Source organism: Flagellimonas taeanensis, from assembly GCF_003584105.1.
GTDB classification, from domain to species: domain Bacteria; phylum Bacteroidota; class Bacteroidia; order Flavobacteriales; family Flavobacteriaceae; genus Flagellimonas; species Flagellimonas taeanensis.
The window spans coordinates 274,676-299,234 of sequence record NZ_QXFO01000006.1 but is presented as its reverse complement, the minus strand read 5'-3'; the positions used below and the strand labels follow the sequence as shown (position 1 = coordinate 299,234).

General features: G+C 43.9%; 21 protein-coding genes. 18 read left to right on the top strand and 3 right to left on the bottom strand.

Annotated elements, in window-relative coordinates:
- Both D2V93_RS18585 and D2V93_RS02250 read left to right on the top strand, forming a co-directional pair.
- Positions 1 to 1,278: RHS repeat-associated core domain-containing protein (locus D2V93_RS18585; RefSeq protein WP_470299661.1), on the top strand; the 1,278-nt coding region annotated here is incomplete at its 5' end.
- On the top strand, positions 1,278 to 1,814 hold the full coding sequence (locus D2V93_RS02250; RefSeq protein ID WP_119618205.1) for a hypothetical protein: 537 nt from the start codon (positions 1,278 to 1,280) through the stop codon (positions 1,812 to 1,814). The genes D2V93_RS18585 and D2V93_RS02250, both read left to right, overlap by 1 nt.
- Here D2V93_RS02250 and D2V93_RS02245 read toward each other — a convergent pair.
- Together D2V93_RS02245 and D2V93_RS02240 are read right to left on the bottom strand one after the other, a co-directional pair.
- Positions 1,811 to 2,284 carry a hypothetical protein gene (locus D2V93_RS02245; protein ID WP_119618204.1) on the bottom strand — a complete coding sequence of 158 codons (474 nt, stop codon included), beginning with the start codon at positions 2,282 to 2,284 and terminating at the stop codon, positions 1,811 to 1,813. The genes D2V93_RS02250 and D2V93_RS02245 overlap by 4 nt on opposite strands.
- Before the next feature lie 8 nt (positions 2,285 to 2,292).
- Positions 2,293 to 2,622: a helix-turn-helix domain-containing protein gene (locus D2V93_RS02240; RefSeq protein WP_119618203.1), complete on the bottom strand. Its 330-nt coding sequence runs from the start codon at positions 2,620 to 2,622 to the stop codon at positions 2,293 to 2,295.
- Positions 2,623 to 2,763: 141 nt separating this feature from the next.
- Between D2V93_RS02240 and D2V93_RS02235 the strand changes: the two genes are divergently transcribed.
- The 3 genes from D2V93_RS02235 to D2V93_RS02225 are packed head-to-tail and all read left to right on the top strand — an operon-like array spanning position 2,764 to position 6,196.
- The gene (locus D2V93_RS02235; RefSeq protein WP_119618202.1) at positions 2,764 to 4,338 is read left to right on the top strand and encodes a hypothetical protein; all 1,575 of its coding nucleotides are present in this window, start codon (positions 2,764 to 2,766) and stop codon (positions 4,336 to 4,338) included.
- A gap of 37 nt (positions 4,339 to 4,375) precedes the next feature.
- Positions 4,376 to 5,302: a tyrosine-type recombinase/integrase gene (locus tag D2V93_RS02230; RefSeq protein ID WP_119618201.1), complete on the top strand. Its 927-nt coding sequence runs from the start codon at positions 4,376 to 4,378 to the stop codon at positions 5,300 to 5,302.
- A gap of 6 nt (positions 5,303 to 5,308) precedes the next feature.
- Positions 5,309 to 6,196, top strand: a complete 888-nt coding sequence (locus D2V93_RS02225; RefSeq protein WP_119618200.1) for a tyrosine-type recombinase/integrase — start codon at positions 5,309 to 5,311, stop codon at positions 6,194 to 6,196.
- A 370-nt stretch (positions 6,197 to 6,566) separates the two neighbouring features.
- Here the strand turns inward: D2V93_RS02225 and D2V93_RS02220 are convergent, their stop codons facing one another.
- Entirely contained in the window at positions 6,567 to 6,773 is a 207-nt protein-coding gene (locus D2V93_RS02220) for a hypothetical protein (RefSeq protein WP_147377343.1), read from the bottom strand.
- A 290-nt stretch (positions 6,774 to 7,063) separates the two neighbouring features.
- Between D2V93_RS02220 and D2V93_RS02215 the strand changes: the two genes are divergently transcribed.
- The 13 genes from D2V93_RS02215 to D2V93_RS02150 all read left to right on the top strand — a co-directional run bounded on the left by D2V93_RS02215 (position 7,064) and on the right by D2V93_RS02150 (position 24,246).
- Entirely contained in the window at positions 7,064 to 7,249 is a 186-nt protein-coding gene (locus D2V93_RS02215) for a hypothetical protein (RefSeq protein WP_119618198.1), read from the top strand.
- A 296-nt stretch (positions 7,250 to 7,545) separates the two neighbouring features.
- On the top strand, positions 7,546 to 8,892 hold the full coding sequence (locus D2V93_RS02210) for an RHS repeat-associated core domain-containing protein (protein ID WP_245978060.1): 1,347 nt from the start codon (positions 7,546 to 7,548) through the stop codon (positions 8,890 to 8,892).
- Between the two features lie 53 nt (positions 8,893 to 8,945).
- Complete coding sequence (locus D2V93_RS02205; RefSeq protein ID WP_119618196.1) at positions 8,946 to 9,332, top strand: DUF2750 domain-containing protein; 387 nt, start codon at positions 8,946 to 8,948, stop codon at positions 9,330 to 9,332.
- Between the two features lie 464 nt (positions 9,333 to 9,796).
- Positions 9,797 to 13,096: a T9SS type B sorting domain-containing protein gene (locus D2V93_RS18935; RefSeq protein WP_147377342.1), complete on the top strand. Its 3,300-nt coding sequence runs from the start codon at positions 9,797 to 9,799 to the stop codon at positions 13,094 to 13,096.
- A 72-nt stretch (positions 13,097 to 13,168) separates the two neighbouring features.
- Positions 13,169 to 13,891 (top strand): hypothetical protein, encoded by a 723-nt coding sequence (locus D2V93_RS02195; protein ID WP_119618194.1) that lies wholly within the window; start codon positions 13,169 to 13,171, stop codon positions 13,889 to 13,891.
- Entirely contained in the window at positions 13,888 to 14,580 is a 693-nt protein-coding gene (locus D2V93_RS02190; RefSeq protein ID WP_119618193.1) for a hypothetical protein, read from the top strand. Before D2V93_RS02195 ends, D2V93_RS02190 begins: the two co-directional genes overlap by 4 nt.
- Positions 14,581 to 15,033, top strand: a complete 453-nt coding sequence (locus D2V93_RS02185; RefSeq protein ID WP_119618192.1) for a hypothetical protein — start codon at positions 14,581 to 14,583, stop codon at positions 15,031 to 15,033.
- A complete protein-coding gene (locus tag D2V93_RS02180) occupies positions 15,030 to 16,298 on the top strand; it encodes a hypothetical protein (protein ID WP_119618191.1) in 1,269 nt (422 codons plus the stop codon). The genes D2V93_RS02185 and D2V93_RS02180 overlap by 4 nt, the downstream gene beginning before the upstream one ends.
- Complete coding sequence (locus D2V93_RS02175; protein ID WP_119618190.1) at positions 16,286 to 16,615, top strand: hypothetical protein; 330 nt, start codon at positions 16,286 to 16,288, stop codon at positions 16,613 to 16,615. The genes D2V93_RS02180 and D2V93_RS02175 overlap by 13 nt, the downstream gene beginning before the upstream one ends.
- A complete protein-coding gene (locus D2V93_RS02170) occupies positions 16,608 to 17,081 on the top strand; it encodes a hypothetical protein (RefSeq protein WP_119618189.1) in 474 nt (157 codons plus the stop codon). Before D2V93_RS02175 ends, D2V93_RS02170 begins: the two co-directional genes overlap by 8 nt.
- A 3-nt stretch (positions 17,082 to 17,084) precedes the next feature.
- Positions 17,085 to 18,224 (top strand): type II secretion system F family protein, encoded by a 1,140-nt coding sequence (locus D2V93_RS02165; RefSeq protein ID WP_119618188.1) that lies wholly within the window; start codon positions 17,085 to 17,087, stop codon positions 18,222 to 18,224.
- 793 nt (positions 18,225 to 19,017) lie between these two features.
- Entirely contained in the window at positions 19,018 to 20,085 is a 1,068-nt protein-coding gene (locus D2V93_RS02155; protein ID WP_147377341.1) for an acyltransferase family protein, read from the top strand.
- Between the two features lie 225 nt (positions 20,086 to 20,310).
- Positions 20,311 to 24,246 carry a hybrid sensor histidine kinase/response regulator transcription factor gene (locus tag D2V93_RS02150; RefSeq protein ID WP_119618185.1) on the top strand — a complete coding sequence of 1,312 codons (3,936 nt, stop codon included), beginning with the start codon at positions 20,311 to 20,313 and terminating at the stop codon, positions 24,244 to 24,246.
- Positions 24,247 to 24,559 lie beyond the last annotated feature (313 nt).

The following is a 24,559-nucleotide window of genomic DNA, read 5'->3' as shown; positions in this document are numbered from 1 at the left end:
AACGGCAACATGACTTCCGACCTGAATCGGGGGATAGCAGCAGGCGGTATCGAGTACAACCACCTGAACATGCCAGTCAAGATCACGGTGAGTAGTGGCGGCAATGCGGGAGTGCTTGACTATGTTTACGATGCCACCGGTGTAAAGCTCAGAAAGGTCAACAGCAACGGTACCACCACTGATTATGTTGGTAATTACGTTTATGAGAACGGTAACCTGAAACAGATAACCCATCCCGGGGGCTACATCGAACCCGATGGACAGGGCGGCTATGACTATGTGTACCGTTACGTTGACATCTGGGGCAATACCCGTGTCACCTATGCCGATGACAATGGCAACGGTTCCATTGATGGTGCTTCCGAGATACGGAGGGAGCAGAACTACTACCCCTTTGGATTGGAGCACAAGGGGTACAACTCGGCCTCGTATGGTGTGGAAAACAATTTGAAGACCTATCAGGGACAGGAGTTCACCGATGACCTTGGGCTGAACACCCATGAATGGAGATACCGTATCGGAGACCCGGCCATTGGCAGGTTCTGGCAGGTGGATCCATTGGCGGAGGACTATATGTACAACTCCACCTATGCCTTCCAAGAGAACAAGCTTGGCATGGGGGTTGAACTGGAGGGATTAGAGTTGGCGGAATGGTTCATGGACAATGTTTGGCACGGTCTTTTGGGTCAACCACGGGGAGGGAACACCAACACCCATTTGGACAACACTTTTACGGCCAACACTCCGACCAAGAACAAGACGGGGAACTATTTTGGCGATGTAGTTTATAATTTAGCCGGGGGCGAGACCATATCAAAGGCAATAGACGGAGATGACAGGGCCGAAGGTCAAGTGATAATGAACGCTATACTCTTGTTCCAGCCGGGACCTAAAGGAAGTGGGGCTGCTGATGACGTGGTCAAAAACACTGCTGATGATGTTGTAAATGCCAGCACAAAAAAAATGAGGGGTCGATTAGGGAATGCCACGACGAGAGCCCAAAATAGTGCAATAGCTGACGAACTTGAATCAAGAGGATATGAAATTACAGGTGGTGGGGGAAGAACGAAGGAGGAATATCTAAAGCCTTTAGATGGCGGAAGCACAGGAGGTTCTTATCCTGATATTACAGCAACAAAGGATGGGCGAACATTGAGAGTTAACACCGTAGATACAAAAGTAAGCGGAGCTATGACAAAGCGTGAGGCTGAGAATGCCGAAAGAATAAGAGCTCAAAGACCATATGATCACTTATTGATTATACCGAAAAGCCAATAATGGGAAAGGAAATATTTTTGTTGGAAACAAAAGAAGGCTTGATGAAACTATTAGATTTCATTGAGTCTTCTTTTGAAATAAAATATATCAGGGCAGGTTTATTAGATGAACACCCAAAAACTAAAAATTCCTTAACGGATAAATTAGAGTTAGGGATTGTGGATCACAAAGACTGGAACTTTAACGAGAAATATTTGATTTTAAAACAAAACGATGAGTTACATGTTCGAGAAGTTCCTCAAAAAAAGGGGGGCATCAAATATGCTATCGACCAGATGAAGAATGCAGATAGTTTGATTATCAGTCTGGGAGGTTATAACAAAACAGAGAATGCAATAATTGCGAGCAAAATAACTACTAAAAACAACACTTCGTTCACTAATCTTTTCTTTAAAAAGCTTAATGAGTTTTTAAAGGCTAACAATAAAAAAGTGGAGAGTTTTTACATTGGTGCCGATGCCTTAATCATGGCAAAAGAGGGAACCCGTTTAACGGAAGACGCACGCTTGGAAGAAACTCATGACATAAGTGCCTAAAGCGGTTCGAATATTGCATTTTCCACTTGATAGGTGATAAAATCTATCTCTTGTCTTACGCATTCCGAATCCAATTCTTCGGAAAGCACGGTATAGGAGAAGTTGACCAATCTGGTTTTATTGAATTGGATAGACTGGACTAAAGACCAATAATAGATGGTTATATCTAACCCATCATCCGTTGCCTCTTCATAGAACATTTTGTAGGCGTTTTTATTGGGTAGCACCATGGTTTTTGACCCTTTGTTAAGGGTCAAATCGTTTAATACATCAGCGGTATTTACGATATTGGAACTCTCAGGAACTTTAATTGAAATGATTTTTACTCTTAATGTGCCGGACTTTGGGGAGTTTTTGTAGAAAGTTCCACCATCGTTATCGTCGTATTCTTCAATCCAATTTTTTGGAATCTCAAAACTCAATATACCACGATAAGTTATTAGTTTTTTGTTTTTTAAATCTGAACTCATTGTATGGATTAAGCATACGCTTTTTTTGCCTTAAAATCACGAATGGACATGTCGATAAAGTAGAAGAGTTTCTCCCTAACCTCTTGTGGAAGTTCCTGCACTTCAAGGATGCGCTGCAAGGTCTTGGTGTCCAGTTCCACATCGGTCTTGCCCACCAAATAATCGAGGGAGACTTCTAAAAGGTCTGCTAATTTAGTGGCAGTCTCTATCGAAGGCTTCATCTCATCACGTTCATAACGGCCGATGACGGGTGCCTTGGTGCCAAGGTGCTTGGCGACTTCTTCCTGCGACAGTCCCTTGGACTTCCTTACTTCCGATAGGCGTTTGCCAAAACTCATAAGTACTGTTTGTTACGGATAAACCTAGTGTTCAACAAATGTACAGAACCTAAAAGTATTTATCAAATAGTATAAGTGTTGTCAATTTAGAATTGATTAGTTACTTTTGATACTGAAAAGTACTATCAAAATATTTTTGCGATGCTGAACACCACCGACCCGAACAATTACGAATACACCACAGAGCACCTAGAAATCCATATCCTCGGGGGCATGAAGGCCACCAAACTCGAAACCTTACGAGTGACGCTAAGCGTTCAGAAGCCAAAGTCCCACAACATCCTGCGCCACTCGATAGACCTGTACAACGACAACCAGACCGAAAGGTTGGTGAGGAAGGTGGCCGAAAGGTTGGAGATTGGTACGACCATCGTAAGGCGCACCTTGCAGGAACTGACCAAGGAACTGGAAAACCACCGCTTCCTGTTGTTGGAGCAACAGCAAGTCGCCTCACCCTCCAAGGAGTTGAACGCAAGGGAAACCAAAGAGGCTGAAACCTTCCTAAAGAAAAAGAACCTGTTACAACTCACCAATGAACTCATCGGAAAATCGGGTGTCATCGGGGAGCATACCAACCGATTGCTGATGTACCTGATATTCACGAGCAGAAAGACCAACAACCCGTTGCACTGCATCAGCCTAGGGAGCAGCGGGGCGGGAAAGACCCACCTACAATCCAAGGTGGCCGAACTCATACCACAGGAGGACAAAGTGGAGATTACCGTTTTAAGTGCCAATGCCTTTTATTACTTCAACAGAACGGAACTGCAACATAAGTTGATACTCATCGAGGACTTGGACGGGGCGGAATCCGTACTCTATCCGCTCAGGGAACTCCAATCCAAAAAGCGCATCACGAAAACGGTCGTCCACAAGGATGCCAAAGGAACCACCAAGACCATACACCTAACGGTAGAAGGTCCGGTGAGCGTTGCGGGCTGTACCACCCAAGAGTCCGTTTACGAGGACAACAGCAACCGAAGCTTCCTTTTGTACATTGACGAATCCGCCGAGCAGGACAAGCGTATCATGGACTACCAGCGGTTGGCAAGTGCGGGCAAAATCGATGAACAGGGACAACTAGAGGCTGCCGAACTGTTGTGCAACGTGCAACGGGTATTGAGGCCCATCAAAGTGATAAACCCCTATGCGGAATTTTTGGAACTACCGGGATCGGTGTTCAAGCCACGACGGACGAACAGCCACTACTTACAATTTATAGAGGCGATTACCTTTTACAAGCAATGCCAACGGGAATCGAAGGTCGATTCCCAAACAGGGGAAATGTATATTGAGACTACGATTGAGGACATCAGGGAGGCCAACGAACTTATCATGGATGTGCTGCTGCGAAAATCCGACATCATCACAGGGGCCTGTAGGAACTACTTGGAGGAACTCAAAAAACAAGGTGACCGCTTCACCGCCCTTGAAATGCGACGGAAACTGAAAGTGAAGAAAACGACCCAATGGCGTTACCATCAACAACTGTTGGAGAACGGTTATATCAAGAAAGTAAAAAAGAAGGGGGAGGGCCTTGTGAGCTACGAAGTGGCCGACCCCGACGAATACAGGGCATTGGAGGAAACCATATCCCAAGCCCTAAAGACCTGCCTTGATAAGATAACCGTCAACGGCGACCCTGCCCGTTCCACCGTTCCAAGGCGTTCCACTGCCAAAATGGAACAGGTAAAACACAGAAATAGAGCCAGTTGAACCATCTGTTCCACTAAAACTCCAAAAACACATACCCATGCAAAAATTACCGTTGCACAATCGTACCTATAAAGCATTGCTGCTCTCCTTCAAGGAATGGCTGGGCATCCTCGGATATAGCAAGAGCTGTACAAAATACTCGCCCCTTTACCTACGGGAGTTCTTCCACTGGTTGGAACAGAACGGACATACCGACCTGAACACGGTAATGCAACAGGACATCACCGAATACTATGTCTATCTGCGCCAACGTCCCAACCAAAGCTATGGCGGGGCACTGGGCAATCATAGCCTGAACAACCATATCAGTGCCCTGAAACGTTTTAACGAATACCTGAAAAGACACAATGCCAGACCGCTGTCCATCCACCTGCGTTCCGAAAAGACGGACAAACTGGATGCGACCGACATCGTGAGCCAAGAAGAGATAAAGGAAATGTTCGCCGCTGCCGAACACAGCTATGTGATGCCCCACGTATGCCTGCGTGACAGGGCCATGTTGGTGGTGCTGTACAGTTGTGGGCTTAGAAGAAATGAAGCCGTGCACTTGAACCTTGGCGATGTGCTCTTTGGACGCAATCGTATACTGGCACGATGGACGAAGAACGGAAAGGAACGCCATGTACCGCTCAACGACCACAACATGGAAATCCTCGAGGAATATATCTATGACGGTCGCCCGGTCTTCTACAAGGCCAACGAAACGGATGCCCTCTTTGTTAACCAACAGGGCGGACGGATGGGAGGGCAGAGCTTTAAGCTACGGTTGCGTGCCATCATAAGGGCCACGGGGAACCCCGAACTGATGGAGCGGCGTATCACGCCCCATAAAATGAGGCACAGTATTGCCACCCATTTATTGGAGAACGGGGTGGCCATCGAAACGGTCAGCCGCTTCCTAGGGCATACCTCATTGGAATCCACCCAAGTATATACCCACTTGGCAATGCCAAGAGATAATTAAGATGATATGGACTTTAGAGAATATTTATTGCAGAACCGATACAGTGAAAGCACCATCAGGGTACATCTGTTACGAATCGGACGTTTAGGGGACTGGCTAAAAAAGCAGGGCATCAAAGAAAACGGGATGACCTATCCGCAAATGTTGCAGTACACCAAATACCTACAAACGGAAAAGGGCTACGAAAGGCAATCCATCAACAACGAGCTGCGGGCGGTAAAACTCTACCACGATCATCTGATAGAGGAAAACAGGGCCATGGAGAACCCCGCCACCGATATGTCCATAAGGGGAACCCGTACCAAGGCCATCGGTGATGTATTGGACGAAGAGGAACTGGAAGACCTGTACTACAGTTATGGAACGGAGCACCATGATACTTTTTTTAGGGCAAGCAAATTGAGGGACAAAACCGTGGTCGGGCTAATGGTCTTCCAAGGTGTCACTGTCATGGAACTGCACCATATGCAGGAAGAGCACTTACAGTTGAAAAAGGGCAAAGTGGATGTTCCCAGTACCCGAAGGAGCAATGCACGTACCTTGAACCTACAGCCCTGCCAAATGATGGAGCTGTTGCAGTACATGCAGGAGGCCCGTCCCTATCTATCGGAAAGGGACAGGGGAGGCAATCCGGAGAAACTGTTCTTTGGCAGCATTGACCAGATGCACAGCATAACCAGTAGGATATTGAAGGCCATGAAAGGGAACAACCAAAAAGTAAAGGGATGTTCCTCACTGCGGACAAGCATCATCATCAACTGGCTAAAGAACCACAGCCTTAGAAAGGTCCAGTACATGGCGGGGCACCGATACATTAGCAGCACAGAAAAATATGTCCAGGACGACTTGGAAAACCTGCACGACATCGTGGAGAACTTCCATCCGATAAACTAAGGGCCTTCCACTTGCCACCACACCGCCCAAGCTATGTTTACATAACGTTGCATTATGCCTCCAAAAATGGCGCATAATAACGCTATGTAAAATAGCCGCTCCCTCCACTTCCAAAACCCGAAATAATACCAATATCAAGATGTGTGCGTGTCATGACAAACACCCCGTTCTCGCATGACGCTCAATCGCCGCTTGGCTACCATTTTTAAAGCTGACGGACGCCACCGCTCGACCCCTTGCAGTCCATCAACTTTAAAAACGTCCAGAAGCTCGATAACGTTTTAAAGAACGACAGGGGAAGTGGATGGCGGGCGGAGCCCTGTCGGTCTTTAAAATGCAACAACCCCGAGCCTGTCGAGGGGGCGTTAGATCACTTCATGTGTATATAGTGGGCGATTGCCTTCGGTAAATTGATAAGCTCGCCATAAATGAAGTGGTTCAATTGCATGTTTTGATCATTAAGGCGTGCATTTACATAGTTGATGTAAGCCTCAATATTGGTTTTTTTATCAAGTCCCGTATCACGCTTAAAATCTTGTTCAAAAGCGTTGAAATTGTTGTGAATTTTTTTTGCCATGACTCTGGTTTTAAAATTAATAAAGGCAAAGTAGCCATAAAAAAATAGAAAGGAATCTGGCATTGGTAATGTAGGTGCCTTAAACAATACTTTTATGTTTTTGAAATAAAACCTTCATGTTACAACTGAATCCAAGAACTCTTTGTTGATTAGCGAAATCCCAATAAACATGGGTGTGCAGGGGTGTTACTAGGCAATGTCCTTTTAAAGTGGAACTAAAAGACATAGCTTAAACCCGCCCGATTGAAAAGTTTTATCGCTTAAGGGGGCGAATCTTTAAAACATCGCTTATGGATAACAACGTTTTATACATCTTGATATGGTCGCTGGTGCTGGTGGTGTACCTGACCCAATTGCCCAAATGGCGGTTGGACATGTTCGGGAACTTCTTGAAGAAAGTGCTGGCCGTACTGCCCATTACAAAGGTGGCCGAGGCCATAATGAGGGGTCTGAAAGACCGACAAAGTCCCCGATAGGTATAACGGGGACTAACTCGACGCGTGAAATTTTTATGGTATAATATGCTGTAAACAAATGGGTTGCAATGATAGTAAAAATCGGTCGAACCACCGCAATCAGAAATGGGAACCCATCCCATGAACACATTTAGCAAGCTATGTTTTTGCTATCAAAAACCCTGTTCACTCTGTTCGTCAACAACAGGAATAGGGTTATCTTTATGCCACGTTCTTTTACATTTTTGGCGGCCCGATGTTCCAAAAAATGGTGTCGATAAATGCTTTTTTGCATAGGGTATGACCAAAACGGCAATATGACAAAAGATGATAACAAAGGAATCACCTCCATTGCCTATAACCATCTGAATCTTCCTACAAGCATTGCAACAGGTTCGGGAACTATTTCGTATGTTTACGATGCTGCGGGCACCAAGTTGGAAAAAGAGGTGTCTGTGGGAAGTTCTGTGACAGTCTATGCGGGCAACTTTATATACTTGGGCAACGCCACAACACAGACTCTACAGTTTTTCTCCACTCCCGAAGGGTATGTGACCCCGGACGGTATGGGAGGGTATGATTATGTGTACCAGTACAAGGACCATTTGGGGAATGTACGCTTGAGCTATTCGGATGGCAATGGGGACGGGGACATTGATGTCACGGCCGACCCCATGACCACGGAAATCATCGAGGAGAACAACTATTACCCATTCGGCCTTAAGCATAAAGGCTATAATGAGGGCACCTCAGCACTTGGAAACGATGTGGCGCAGAAGTTGAAGTTTGGTGGCAAGGAGCTATCGGAAGAACTGGGATTGGAGACCTACGACTTTGGTGCAAGGAACTACGACCCTGCATTGGGCAGGTGGATGAATATTGATCCGTTGGCCGAGGTAATGAGGAGGCATAGTCCGTACAATTATGCGTTTGATAATCCGGTGTATTTTGAGGATCCTGACGGTATGATGCCAATCGGTCCTGGAAAAGGCATATTAAAAGCAACAAAAAGCCTGAAAAGACAAGGAAGATGCGGTAGTCAGGCAAGATTAAGATCTCTGTTAAGTGATAATAATGTTAGCAAAGCTGACAAAGGATGGATAAGACAGGAAATTAATCAAATAAAAAGAGGGAAAAGGACATCAATTAGGAACCCCAAGGGAAAAGTGTTGGCCCATGAAAGAGGCAGAGAAGCAGCTAAAGGTTATAGTTATGAGCATTCTAAATTAAATGACAAAATGCTACATGATATTCAACACAAATTTGATGATAATGGCAAAAAGAATAAAGAAAGACCTATTGCAGAAGCAATTGTAGCTTTTTCCGAATCTACGGGAATAAGTTTAGAAGTAAATTCGGACAATACTAATACTGGAAGTAAAAATGCAGATACTGTTAGTGAAGGAATGTCTCTTGGAGAATCCATATCATCCGTTGCGGCTGAAGGTACTGGTAATGAAACTATTGATGGTGTATTTCAGTTTTCGTTAGGAACTATTGAAACAATAGATAATTTTGGCAAGAAAATATTTGGAAATAATGCTCTTGGTAATGCTGTAGATGATTTATTAAATCCATCTCCTGGGTTATCAGAAATCTGGCTAGATTCTAAAAAGAGGAAAGAAAATGGCAATAATACTAATGATGCAAACCAGCCCAAATAAAATTTATAATACCGCAATACTTTTGTAATGAATTCAAATAGTTGGAAAAAGTTATGAAATTAAACATAAAAGAAATTGAAACAGTATCAAATTTAGAGTCTTTTGCGAGATATAAGTACTTTTTAAAAAAGATTGCTGATTTTGAGGAATTCTGGACCATTGTCGACAAAAATGGTGAGATAGCTTTATCTGAAATAGAAGATGATACACTTATGTCATTTTGGACTGCGGAAGATTTTATTAAAAGTAATCTATTTGGCAATTGGGAAAAGTACAATCCATTTAAAGTTACCTTAGACGATTTTGAAGATACGTTAATCCCTTTAATTGAGAATAATAACTACTTGTTGAATATTTTTCCAGTTGATGGGAAATCTGGCTTTGTTGTAAATCTAGATGAATTCATAAGAGATTTGAATAATGAATTGGAACAATATTAATAGAATGTTTCACAATGGCAGTTCGGTTTAAACTGTAACTAAATAGATTTTTAACTTAACATAATAATCAACAGCAGCTCTTATTGGGTTGCTGTTTTGTTTTTGGCACTTTCAACCCTTTCAATGTTTTAAGTTGGAAACGTTTGCTTCTTTGGGTTAATAGGTGATAGGTTTTTTTAGAAATTTAACTGCTGTCCCAAGGATTAATGATTCAAATTGGTCTTGCACATAATACATTACATAGAAATCTTTTGAGTACATGAAAGAAAAATCCTATTTTTAATGGTAAACTAAACACAAACCACCAGTACTTGAACCTACGACCACCATTTTTCTTTTTTCTTGTCTTCTTTTGTTTTCCCTTCCTGTCGCTAGCGCAGTTGGAAGCATCTGTATGGTATTTTGGTAATAAGGCTGGGTTGGATTTTCGCAGTGGAACCCCGGTAGCCCTCCCTGATGGACAAATGGAAACCAAAGAAGGATGTGCCACGATTTCAGATTCTTCGGGCAAACTTTTGTTTTATACGGATGGCAGCAATATTTGGAACCGAGACCATCAAATCATGCCCAATGGTTCAGGCCTACTGGGCGATACCAGTTCCAGCCAATCTGCCATCATAGTTCCCAAACCAGAAGATTCGAATGTCTATTATGTTTTTACTGTGGACGAAGAACGGGGTCCCCATGGAATCAACTTTTCTGAGGTCAATATGGGGTTAGATGGCGGTCTTGGGGATATAGTTGTAAAGAACGTTCCTTTATATACCCCTTCCATGGAAAAATTGACGGCTGTGAAACATGCCAATGGTAGGGATGTTTGGGTGTTGACACACGATTGGTTCAATGCGGATTTTAAGGTATTCTTGGTCACACCAGCTGGGGTAAATACCACCCCGGTGGTCAGTACTGCAGGTTTGTTTATGACTTACTCAACCAATGGTACTGAGGGAATAGGATATTTGAAAGTATCTCCCAATGGAAAAAAAGTGGCCATATGCCATAGATTTAGGGCTTTGGAACTACTGGATTTTGACACCTCAACAGGAAGGCTCAGCAACGCCTTGGTTTTATCAAGGCATAGTGCAAACTATGGGGTCGAATTTTCTCCATCAAGTCAGGTACTCTACATGTCAGATCTTGATGGACCTATCTATCAATATGATCTAAGTGCTTCGGATATACCAGGGAGTGAAATTGCAATCAACCAAAACAACTTTGGCGAACATGCCTTGCAAGTTGGTATCGATGGAAAAATTTATATAACCAATCGCTACAGAAACACATTGAGTGTTGTCCATGACCCGGATGAAGTGGGCGCAGCCTGCAATTATGAATATGCGGCCATAGACCTAGGTACAGGTATTAGTGTTTCAGGACTTCCACAATTTATACAGTCCTATTTCTTGATCAGTGGAATAGTGGCCGACAAGCTTTGTTTGGGGGACACCACGGAATTCCACATCAGTTCGTCCCAACCCATTACTTCCATTTTATGGAATTTTGGGGATGGCGATACTTCTACGGATGTAAGCCCGACCCATTCCTATGCTGCACCCGGGACTTATACGATAACTTGCGCGGTGACAACAGCTCTGGGAACCGAAACAGAGACTAAGATCATCAGTATATCCGAAGTCCCAGTGGCGAATACAGTTTCCGATATTGAACGTTGCCAAGCAGGATCAACTTTCGATTTGGATTTGACAACATTGGATGCCCAGGTGTTGGGAACCCAATCCCCTTCTGAATTTTCCATACGCTATTTTGCCACTCAGCAAGATGCCGATGGCAATATAGATTCACTTGATCCCGTTACGGTTTTTAATGAAGGTACCACAACAATTTTCGCACGGATTTCAAATACTCAAAATCCAAGTTGCTACGATACCACAGGGTTTGATGTGACGGTAAAACAAGCTCCCCAGTTGTTTGTCCCGACAGATTGGATTGTCTGCGATGATGATGGGGACGGGACCTACCTTTTTGATTTGGGCATAAAGGACAGCGAAATTTTAAACGCTCAGGATGAAAGTGTTTTCAATGTTTCCTACTACCGCTCACAAACGGATGCGGACAATGGGACGAATTCGATCAATATGGATTATAGCGTTTCCGTTCCGAGCGAGACCATATTTTACCGAATAGAGAATACAATCCATACCAATTGTTATGAAACAGGCGATTTTGCCATAGGAGTCATTGACCAAGTGGTGGCCAACCCGCCCTCCGACTTGGAAATTTGTGACCCTGACAATGATGGGGTGGCCGAATTTGACCTGACCGAAGTGGAACCGGAAGTTTTAGGGGCACAGAGTGCCAGTGGGGTGACCATTACCTATCATGCATCACAAGCCGATGCGGACAGCAATAGCAATCCGTTGCCGACTGACTATACAAGCAGTACGTACCAACAAACCATTTTCGTACGCGTGTCCAATGCGCTGGATGTTTCCTGTTACGCCACGACTTCGTACCAACTGAACATTTTTGATACCCCTGTGGTCCCAGAAGTCTCCAATTGGTGGGTCTGCGATGATGATAACGATGGCCGCTATTGGTTTGACCTTGAAGAAAAAGCAGGTGAGATTTCTGGAGGTGCGAGTGCAGTTGCTGTAGCCTTTTACACCACTGAGGAGGATGCACAGTTGGCCCAGGATCCGATTCTTGGCAATTACCAGAACACTGCCAATCCCCAAACCGTTTATTTTCGGACAAGCAACAGCAACAATTCCAATTGTTTTTCGGTAGGAAGCTTTCAATTAAAGGTGTTCGATGTCCCAACGGCATACCGACCGGCCGATATCGTGGCCTGTGACGATGCGGAAACAGGTAGCTATGCATTTGTTTTATCCACCAAGGACGGTGAGGTCCTCAATGGCCAAGATCCCCTCATCTATCAAGTGGATTATTATGCTTCCGAAGAGGATGCGCTTAATTCCATCAATCCGTTATCCAAAGAGGCATATGCCAATGGCACACTGCAAGAGACTGTTTATGCCAGGGTACAGCACAGCCAACTTATGGATTGTTACGATGTCACAAGTTTCAATATCATCATAAATGAGTTGCCCAGACCTGACTTGGAGGAAATCTATGTAATTTGTCCGGACAGTCCCGATCTAGTTGTGGATGGAGGGGTTTTTGAGACCTATTCATGGGGTACGGAGGAAGGGAACGTCATCGGTAACCAGCAATTTTTGGAGGTCACTGAGCTTGGGACCTATGAATTGACGGTGACCGAAACCAAAAATGGGATCACTTGTTCGAATACATTGGCTTTTGAAGTGGTTTCCTCCGGAGCACCCGATAGTTTTACGGTGAACATGGATGGGTTTTCAGACCAGATCACATTGAACATTGAGGCAGTGGGAATTGGGGAATTTGAATACTCCATTGACGGATACAACTACCAAACAGCCAACCAATTTCAAGTGTTCCCAGGACGATACACACTTTATGTGAGGGACCCATACGGTTGCAGGACATTGACCAATGAAATTGTGGCCATAGGCTACCAAAAGTTCTTTACCCCGAACGGCGATGGGGTCAATGACCATTGGAACATTATAGGAGGGGAGTCGTCTCCCAATTCCCTGCTTTATATCTACGATCGGTACGGAAAGCTACTGCGCCAACTGTCCACGACGGCACAGGGTTGGGACGGCACATTTTTGGGAAAGTTGATGCCCTCGGCCGATTATTGGTTCCGCTATGAGGATGAAAATGGCATGGTCCAGACCGGTCATTTTTCATTAAAACGGTGAAACAATAAGTTTTAGAGCTTCCACACAACACTTTTGCAATAATTACGTTTTTTCTTTACCAGAATCTTATACATGAAGCCTACTATCCCATTAATGCTGATGGTATTGTTGTTTACGGCCTGTGGCCCATTACGGCAATTCCAGCAACCGGAACAGGGAATCCCAAGCTTAGGTTCCATTGGAAAACACAATGCAGGGCTGTTCAAAAAAGACGTGCAGAAAATCGGGGCACCTGTTTTGGGAACCCCTGTTGAAGTGGCCGTCCGATTTGTCCCATTTTCCAAAAAAAAGTGGAACCACTATGCAAAATATCGGGAAAACCAAGGATTGGAACCCATGCCCGCGGAGAAAGATACCACGAACACTAAAGAACAATACTATTTCGAGGCCAAAATCAGTGATGTGGTCGGCTTGACCGCCCAATTGAACCAATCCAATAATAAAGACTTGCTGGAATACCTAAGCGAGGACACCGACTTGGCACTCATATCGCAGATTTCATTTATGACTGATGAGGGGACAGCCGAAAAACTCAGTTCCGGAAAGCCCTTGTATTTGGCAGAAAATGCCCATGGTACTTTGGAGCTCCTATTGGGAAACGGTCCCAAGGCCCAGACCCTAGACTTGACCACCTTGCAGGTTTTTGACTTTGAGACTGCAGGATTCTGTTGGAAAAAGGACCAAAGAGGCCGATCCAGAATTGCCCATATCCTGATGGATGGTGGCACCTGCCCGGGAGAGACCGAAAAAGACCCTAGAAAGCTGGACAAAACCCCTGATTATTTAAAGCCATGAAAACAACCAAGATATGGATCTCATCCCTCATATTGATGGTGATGGTTGCCTGTGAGGATATTCTGGAGGTACCCGATATTTCAGAGCAACAGGTGACCCTTTTGGCACCGACTAGCGGAAGTGTACTGGAGACCAACACCGTGAACTTTAACTGGGAGACCGTGGAAGAGGCCACGGGCTATGCCGTGCAGGTGGCCACCCCCAATTTTGAGAATGCGGCACAATTGGTATTGGACAGTATTGTGGAGTTGGACACCCTTGGGTATGTGACCAAGCGTATGGAAATGAGCCTTTTCAACGGCAACTACGAGTGGCGGGTAAAGGCTTTCAACAGCGATTTTGAAACAGGATATTCCAGCAGTGCCTTTCAGGTCAACGGCGATGATGACCTGGACCTGGTCCCCCCGAACACCCCGCAATTGATCGCTCCGGCCAATGGAACATCACAGGCCAATACCACAGTGAATTTTTCATGGAGTCGGACCGATGTCCCCGGGACAGCGGAAAGGGACAGCATATTCATTTTTTCGGACGAGAATCTGGAAAATTTGGCCACCAAGGCACTGGGGGCCAACAAGACCTACTCGGGCACGGTGGCCGCAGGGGAATATTTTTGGTTCGTGCGTGCCTACGATGCGGCGGGCAATGAAAGTGATGCCAGCAACACCTTTTCCTTTACCATTGAATAATTGAGCAAGAATGTAAAGACATACGCACTTTTGGGCCTCGTACTGATTGTATGGGGAATTATCGGCTTTAAGGTGGTCAAGGCCCTGTCACCTCAGCCGGAACCCGTTGCTGCTTTTTCCCCAACAACCCTTTTTGCCGAACCTGTAGGGAAGAGGGATACTTTTGCATTACTGTCGGATTATCGAGACCCCTTTTTGGGTACCCTTCCCGCCGCACAAAGAAAAACCCCACCCAGACCAGCTCCCAAAAAGGCAGTGCCCAAGAAAAATATTGTCTATTCCGGGCTGGTCTCGCAGTCGGACAACGTGATGTTTTTTGTATCCATCGATGGGCAGCAGCACATCATGTCCAAAAACCAAAAGATCAACGATGTTTCCCTTTTATCGGGAAATGAAAAGAGCATCAGGGTACGGTACAACGGGATCACGGAAACCATAGCACGTTCGCAATGATATGGTCCAAGAAAATAAAGGCAGGGGCATTACAGTTCGTACTTTTTATAGGCGCCATCATTGCCGTGCTTTTATTGGCCTTTGTCCTACTTTCCCACACCCACGCCCTTTTTGACAAGAAAACGGACATTACGGTAGATCTTATCCAAGCAGTGGACAGGGCCATGTACCGATCCTTTGATCAAAATGAAGAACGTGGCCATCCTTGGGAGCCATCAAAAACAAATGAGCTCGGAATCCAGACCAATGTTCAAAAGGAATATTGGGGCGTATTGGAAAAAAGGAGCGTCACGGCCCAAAAAGGAAAGATCCAGTTCACCAAAACAAGTTTTGTGGGCCATGGAGATGACGACCGCTATGCCCTTTACCTGAAGGACAACCAACGTCCTATGGTCATTGCAGGGAGTGCCAAGATCACGGGGGATGCCCTTTTGCCCCAACGGGGCATAAAAATGGGCAATATCCAAGGATTTGGATATACGAGGTCACAATTGGTCTATGGGAGAACAAAACAAAGCAATGCTGCCCTTCCAAAATTGAACGATGGAATGCAACGGCAACTGGATAGGTTGACCAATTCTAGGGAGTTGCCCAAAGGAGACGGGCTGGACTTGGAGAAGAATATGGTGGTGGCAAATAGTTTTCTGGAGGAGCCCAAAGTGGTCCAAGGGGATTTTATCGACCTGGCAGAAGTTTCTCTGTCGGGAAACATATTGGTATGGGCCACAGATGCGATCAGGGTCCACCAATCGGCACAACTAAGGGATGTGGTCCTAATTGCCCCTAAAATCGAGGTGACCGATGGTGTTGCAGGCAGCTTTCAGGCCATTGCCAGTGAATGGATCACCGTGGGCCGTGACTGTACATTGGATTATCCTACTGTGCTCGCCGTGCAACGTTCCCGAACATATGGTGAAAAGATGAGCACGGAGCAAGACACAAGGATACTGGTGGAACGAGGGAGTTGGGTTTCTGGGATGCTCATTTACATGGACCAAAATGAGTATAAAGGGAACAGTCCATATATCAAGATTGAAGAAGAAGTGACCATAAAAGGGGAAATCCATTGCACCCAAAATCTGGAGCTCAAAGGAAGCGTGCTCGGCAGTGTGACCACCAATGCCTTTGTGGCCAAGGAGAATGGTAATGTTTATCTCAACCACCTCTTCCATGGAAGAGTGGATGCAAGTCTGTTTCCCATTGAATATGGAGGGATTTGTTATGAAAACAGCAACGCAAACCGTATCATGAAATGGCTGTACTGAAAAAATTGAGGGCATCGACCCTGATGGAGACCCTGGTCGCCACGGTATTGATCGTGGTCGTGTTCATGATGGCCAGCATGACCCTGAATTCGTTGTTCGCCAATACCATTGCCCAGAATGATGATGAGATCAGGCAGGAGCTGTTGTATCTGCAGTACCAATATGAGAATAGAAGGTTGTCCTTGCCCTATTATGGTGAAATGGGACCATGGAGCATAGCAGTGGAACAGGTGGCCAGTGTTTCCGATGTGGTCAAGTTTTCTGCAGTAAATGGCACAAGTGAAAAGAAAGTATCCTATAGCATTGGCAATGAATAAACGGATAAGAAAAATCAAAGCCTTTACACTCAACGAAATGCTGGTGGTTTTATTGATCACGGTCTTAGTGGTCGGTATGGCCTTTAGTGTACTGCGGTTGGTCCAAGTGCAGATGCACGGTATTTCTTCAAATTATGAAAAGAATACCGAACTGAACCTACTGCGCCAGAGCCTATGGGTTGATTTTAATCGATTTGACAGGATTTGGTATGATGGTGCCGAACAGAGAATGGTGTTAGAGAACGAAGTAACCAAGTCCTCATATCAAATATTGCCGGAAGCTGTTGTAAAGGAAAAAGATACATTTTGGGCCCCGGTTTCCCGGTGGGAGGTTTATTTCAATGGGGAAACCGTCGGAAAGGGGGAAATCGATGCCATCGATCTATATATAGGAAAAGAAGAGGAAGGTGGAAAAAGGGTTTTTGTTTTTAAACGCAATGCAGCGACCAGCTACATAAACCAATAGGCTATGGGATTTAAATTGGAACAATCACTGGATACCAAAGTTTCGTCGACCGATACCAAACAAGGTGTGGAAAAATGGCTGCAGAAAGAGATTGTTCTTTTCGGTACATTTTTCAACAATAAGCGCAAGGAGGACTTTTATGGAGAACTGTCCATTCTTTTGAAGGCTGGTGTCCAGCTTCGGGAAGCATTGGATATTTTAAGGGAAAACCAAAATAAAGAAAAGCTCAGGACCTTCTACGCCCAAATGCTGGAGGCTCTGGATGGCGGTAGAAGCTTTTCCCAGATATTGAGGTCGTTGAAGGAGTTTACCGAATACGAATATTACTCGGTACAGATAGGGGAGGAGAGTGGCAACCTGACGGCCATTTTTCATGAACTGTCCATTTTTTTTGCACAGAAGAATGAACAGCGCAGGAACCTGATCAACGCACTTACCTATCCGATGATCATCCTTTGTACGGCAATCCTTGTGGTCATCTTTATGCTGCGGATGGTGGTGCCCATGTTCGAGGATATTTTTAGGCAGAACAAAGTGGAACTGCCTACCATCACCCGATGGATCATTGCGGTGTCCAATTTTATCGGTGATTATGGGGGGGTCGCAATAATTGTACTGATTGTTTTGACCCTGCTCCGAAAGCCCATTTTCTATAGGGAAAGTTTGAAACGGAAAAAAGATTATATTACTTTAAAGCTTCCCTATGTGGGCAATTTTGTGCGGTCCATCTATTTGGCACAGTTTACACAGGCCGTGGCGTTGTTGACCTCCTCCAAGGTACCTCTTTTGAACAGTATCCAGATGGTCAAACGGATGATCCGGTTCTATCCACTGCAAGATGCCTTAGATCACATGGAAACAAGGATCATGCAAGGGGTAAGCCTACATGCGAGTATGAAAGAGGGCAAAATATTCGACAATAAGATGACCGCACTCATCAAGGTGGCGGAGGAGACCAATCAAACGGAGTATATCTTCGAAAAGCTCAACCAGCAGTATGCCCTTGAGGTGCAGCAAAAATCAAAGCTGCTCTCCGCCTTGATGGAACCCTTGATCATCGTCCTCATCGGTTTTTTTGTAGGGGTCATCTTGGTTTCCATGTACCTGCCAATGTTCCGATTGAGCAGTGTTCTGGGAGGGTGACACACATTCATTTTGTATTTGAAAAAATGATCGTGTCCAAAAATTCATATATTTATACCCGCAAAGCATCCATAAGTTTTGCCACTGAATGTACTGTTTTGATTACAGTTTAGAGTTCGGTTAATCAGTTTTTTAGGCTAGTGTAAAATATTGATTGTTAGCATGTTGAATTTTCAAATTTCTTCCAGTCATCCCGACGAACCGCCATATAGGCAGAAACAAAGCACTGTTAATTGAATGATTATCAGTGCTTTTCATTTTTTATGATACCATTTGATATCATTTGAAACCAAGTTTTTGGTGTACAATAAGGTGTGCACACTGGTGCACAGATTGTTGTAATTTTAGGTATGAACGATTGAGGTTAAAGGGCAGTCCGACCAGTATTGTTCACTTAAAAGATAACAACTTGTGGATATAAATCATCTATGCATCTTCTTTGACGTTACCCAACAGTTTCCAATAGAAACTGTTCCAAAAACTCTTGGACCGCACTAAAATTATTACTGAGAGGGTGTTGGGGTAAAAGTTCAGCAAAGTCATGCAAAGTCTGTGAATGACATTGGGGTCAGGAAATTAATATGCTGCAAGTAACCAAAAAAGGCCAACAATTTGATTTTGACTTTTGCCTGGTCGATATACAGATAAAAGGGGGGCAGGGGCCTATTCAAAATTTTACTGCTCACATTTTTCCATTTTTGGAGGTATACCATGACCGTTTTTCGCATATTGTGCTTTCAACCCGATCAACGCAGAAACATTGGAGCAAAAGAATGACCCCGCCGACAATTTAATGGGCAAAACCAATTCTGAACGGCTATATTTCATTGATGCACTTCGTGCTTGGGCCATTCTGATGATGCTTCAAGGACACTTTGTGTCCGCGTTATTGGTAAATAGCTATCGGGAAGAAGGAGGCCCTGTTTATTACGCATGGGCTTACCTTAGGGGAGTCACCGCCCCCGTGTTCTTTACCGTATCGGGATTTATATTCACATATTTGCTCTTCGGCAATTATGGAATGGGATGGTCAAATCCCCGTGTAAAGAAAGGAATCAGAAGAGGAGGACTGCTCATTGTCATAGGGTATATATTGCAGATCAAGTTTGGACTATTGTGGAAAGGTTCCATCAACCCGAGTTTCGATATCGTCCATGTTCTCCAATGTTTAGGACTCTCTATGATATTGATTGTTGTTCTATATTTGATGACCTACAGGCTCAACAGGTATATTTTCCAAACTTTATTGGGGTCGATTACCATTTTCCTTTTCATTTTTAGTGGAGCAATAAACCAGGGGGAGTACAACTTTCTGCCGATAGGCATTTCCAATTACCTTACAAGGGAAAACGGTTCGGTCTTTACAATGGCACCCTGGTTTGGCTTTGCAACGGCAGGTGCTTGTATTTCTGGATTTTTCCATTCTAATCTCATTAAGCAGGGGTTTTATCAGAAAGCCCTTCTGATCATCTTGTCCATGGGTTTGCTGCTGATCTTCCAATCCTACGAATTCATAAAGGATCTTGGAAACTTGGTTGATATAGAGGTTTTTCACGGGGCTCTTGAAAAAAGTTACCTTTTTGCCCGTTTGGGTGTGGTCCTTTTGGTTTTTGCAATCTTCATTTGCTTGAGAAATTTCTTTAGACATAAAATTGTGCTTAAAATTGGCCAGAATACATTGGCCATCTATATTCTCCACTCCATTTTACTCTACGGTAGTGTCACAGGGTATGGCCTGAGCAGATATTACCATCACTCCCTTTCCCTTTACCAAGTTATTCTTGGATCCGTGTTTTTTGTTACGGTGATTTGCGCTTTGGTCCTGATGGTCAGTAAAAAAGCAAAACAATTTTTTGGCTAAAAGACCATTTGGATAGCGAGGCCCCAACAGTATCTACCACGGACGGTACTCCCTTTATTTTATGGATGAAACCAGAATTTCAACTGAAAGCGACAATATCGGGATGCGATATGGTTTGCGGCAAACTGGGTTGGTTCCTTCAAATACAGATCAGACTTACCTGATTTAAATTTCTTATGTAAATCGATTACCTTAACGAGCCATTTAACTAGACTAAAGTAAAAATTGAAACGTAAGCTAACATTACTATTTATATGGATTTTTTTCCAGACTGCTTTTTCACAGGTCAGTAAACAGGTAACGTTTAAGCAATTGACCGTTGAGGATGGCCTGTCCCAGAACAGTGTGATGAGCATTGCCCAGGACAGTGTCGGTTTTATATGGTTCAATACGGAGGATGGCCTCAATAAATATGACGGACGGGAATTTACACACTACAATATTCCCACCAGTGATGCAAAGCGGGAAGTAAAGTACATATCGGGGGAAGTGTTCGTCGATAGAGCGGGCATTTTATGGGTGGTGGCAAGCTCTGGAAAATTGAATCGCTACCAACAAAAAACAGATAGTTTTCAAGAAGTTTCAAAATTTGAGCAGGTAATCACAATTGCCCAGGACAAAAAACACAATTACTATATCGGCACTTATGGCGAGGGACTTTTCAAAATTGACCACCAAACCAAGGATACAATTCAAATTTTAAAACCTGAAGACCGGCATTTTGCAGTTTGCAGCTTTGTTGAAACGGACAACAAGACCATTTTGGCCACTACCGATGACGGCATCATTGAGATAAAGGATAATGATTATACGTTTGTTGAGCTCGCCCCAGAGACCATATTCAGCCGATTTGCCAAGTCCGAAGCGGGGACTATTTTTCTTGGAAGCTATGAAAAAGGACTCTATTTAAAAACTCCAAATGATAAGGGATTTGAATCGTTTGCAGGTTTTGATGGTTTTCCCATTCCCTGGGATTTAATCGTTAAGGATTTGTTGGTTGATAAACAGGATCGACTATGGATTACCACAGAAAGGCACGGCATGTACCTGGTTGATTTCAATTTAAAAACCATCCAAAATTTCACCGATAGCAAGAAGGATCCAAATGCCTTGGGTTCCAATTCTTTGTATTTTTTACATGAAGACAGTGCCGGGACCATTTGGATAGGAACGCAAGGTGCCGGTGTGTGTTATTACGATGCGTATTTGACAAAATTCAATGTATTGACTGACGACCAAGTGCCTCATAATGTCAATATTGATGTCATAAGAGCTATAACCACAGATGACAAAAACGCTATATGGGTAGGTACAGAAGGCAAAGGATTGACGAAAATAAATCCATACGACCAAGAGTTTTTCACATATACAACTGCCAATTCCGATCTTTTGGGAGATAGGATTGCGAGTTTGTTTTACGATAGTGGAAACTTATGGATAGGGCATCTAAACAATGGACTCCAAATGATGGATGCCAACGGAAAAATAACCTCTTTTGAAGAAACGGCGCCCTTTACAGTCCTGAAGATCTTTAAAGATGCTACCGACAATATGTGGCTTTGCACCAACCGTGGTCTGCTACAGTTTGATAAGCACAAAGGCATTGTTAAGCAATTTACCTCTGAATATTCAAACCTGGCTTCAAATTATTATATCAGTACCATTGAGCAAGATATCAACACCATTGCGCAGGGTGACACAAATACCCTTTGGGTAGGGACGGAATTTGACGGATTATACAAGTTGGACACCAAAGAGAACAAGTTTTCCAAGATTGATGGAATACCTGATAGAATTTTTTCTTTGCATTACGATGATACTGTGCTTTGGGTAGGGACAAACGGCAATGGATTAAAGGCATTCGATATAAAGAAAGGTACTGTAACCACCTATACCAAAAAAGATGGTCTGCCCAATGATATCATTTATGGGATTTTATCAGATTCCGATGGAAATTTATGGTTGAGCTCCAATAGGGGCATCACCAAGTTAAACATTGAAAACGGGACCATATCGGCAATTGCAAACTATAGCAACTACTTTGGACTACAGTCCTACGAATTCAACGCAGGAGCTTATCACAAAGATGCAAATGGCATCCTGTATTTTGGGGGAATAAAGGGGCTTAATTGGTTTGACCCAAAACAGCTTGAAACAAATCCGTCCCGTCCCAAAACGGTCATTACCAAAATGGAGGTCTTCAATGAAGAACGTCCATTAGAGGATGGATTGAAATTACAACACGACCAAAATACGGTGTCGTTTACTTTTGCATCCCTGCAGTTTTCACAGCCAGAGCTGAGTCAATACAAATACCGACTTGTCAACAACGATGGTAACTGGATTGATGCTGGCAACAACAACGAGGCACATTATACCAACCTGCCACCAAATGATTATAAATTTGAGGTATTGTCCAGCAATTATGATGGTGTTTGGGGCATTGAGCCTACATCATATTCGTTCACCATTTTAAAACCCTGGTACGCAACCAACCTTGCCAGGACAATGTATGCACTTTTAATTTTACTGCTCGGTTATCTTTTATATTATTACTTGAAATGGCGGTGGAACCTAAAAAACCAATTGCGATTGGAACACGAAGAAACACATCGCCTCAAAAAATTGGATGAACTCAAGACCAATCTGTATGCCAACATCTCCCACGAGTTCCGTACACCGCTTACCCTGATTGCGGGCCCTGTTGAAAACCAATTGAAGAAACCCAACTTGACAGAAAGCGACAAAAAAGAACTCGGCCTGGTCAAGCAATATACCGACCGACTTGTGGAACTGATCAACCAGATGATGGACATCTCCATATTGGATTCTGGACAACGAAGGCTCAATCTCACCCAAGGCAATTTAAAGGCACTATTGATGCAACTTGTGGAGGCTTTTCAATACAAGGCCCAAGACAGAAAAATTTCCATACGAAGTACCATTCAGGGTTTGGATGATTGTTGGTTTGACAGGGATATGATGGAAAAAACCGTGTCCAACCTCCTTTCAAATGCCATCAAGTATGCGCCTGAAAACAGTGATGTGTCCATCCGTGCAAATAAACATAACGGAGACTTGGTCTTGATTGTGGAAAACGAAACCGAGCATCTGAACAGCAAAAATCCATCAAGGTTTTTTGAGCGGTTCTACCAAGGCAATGAAACCTCGGAAGGTGTAGGTATTGGACTGGCATTGGTCAAGGAGTTGGTGGAATTGGCCCAAGGCACCATTACGGCCAATACAATGGAAGATTCCAAAATACAGTTTACGCTACATATTCCCGTGGAGCAATCTACATCAATGGAAGGCAGTGTGCCGAATATTGGGCAAACAATGCAGACAAATACAGATAATTTTCAAACCGATACCGTTGCAAAGGTGCCCCGGGCTGTCAAAGAAAGCAAAAATCTGCCCCAATTGTTGATTGTTGATGACACGGCGGATGTCCGGATGTTTATTGCTTCAAATTTTGAAGATGAATATCAAATATTGGAAGCAGATAACGGGAAGACAGGCGTTGATTTGGCGCAAAAACATCTCCCCAGCCTAATAATCAGTGATGTGATGATGCCCATTAAAAACGGGTTTGAACTTTGCGATGAAATCAAACAAAACGCACTGACCAGCCACATTCCCGTAATCTTGTTGACTGCCAAAGTGGGAGAGGAAAACGAGATACAGGGATTTAAGACAGGGGCCGATGCCTATATTACCAAGCCATTCAATACCGAAAAACTAAAAATTAGAACCGAAAAACTCATTGATGCCCAAAAACGCTTGGCCGAACATTACAAAAGCACATTTAGCATCAATCCTGATTTGGCCATTACCAATACCGAAGCTGAATTTTTAAAGCGCTTGAAAAGTATATTGGACGAGCACATCACCGACACGGAATTCAACAATGAATCCTTTTGTGGTTTGATGCATATGAGCGAACGGCAATTGCACCGTAAACTAAAGGCCATTATTGGGATGACCCCCTCAGAATTCATCCGCAACGAACGCCTAAAATTGGCAGCGGAACTCCTTAAAAAATCAGATGCAACAGTTTCTGAAATTGCCTATCAGGTAGGTTTTAATACACCTTCTTACTTCATCAAATGTTTCAAGGAAATCCATGGGTATACCCCGAGTGAGTTCTCTTCCAACCTATAGCCTTACCCAGTTTACCAAATGTAAAAATTACGGACACGTATTTTACGATGTCTGAAAATACTACGCTTTTTAGGGATTGTCCGTTTTATTGCATCCTTTGGCAAATATGTGGTATTCGTCCGAATCCAGTGCCGCTACTTTTATCCCCAACGAATTGGAAGGCCTTTGTTGGTTTTAACAAAATCATAGAGACAATTATGGAGGATACAACCGGACCAAAAGAACCCTTTAAGGACAATAAGATTTATATGAGCATAGACCACCTAAAAAAAGGCATCTATTCACTTAATATTTTGGAAAAGGATAAAGTCAT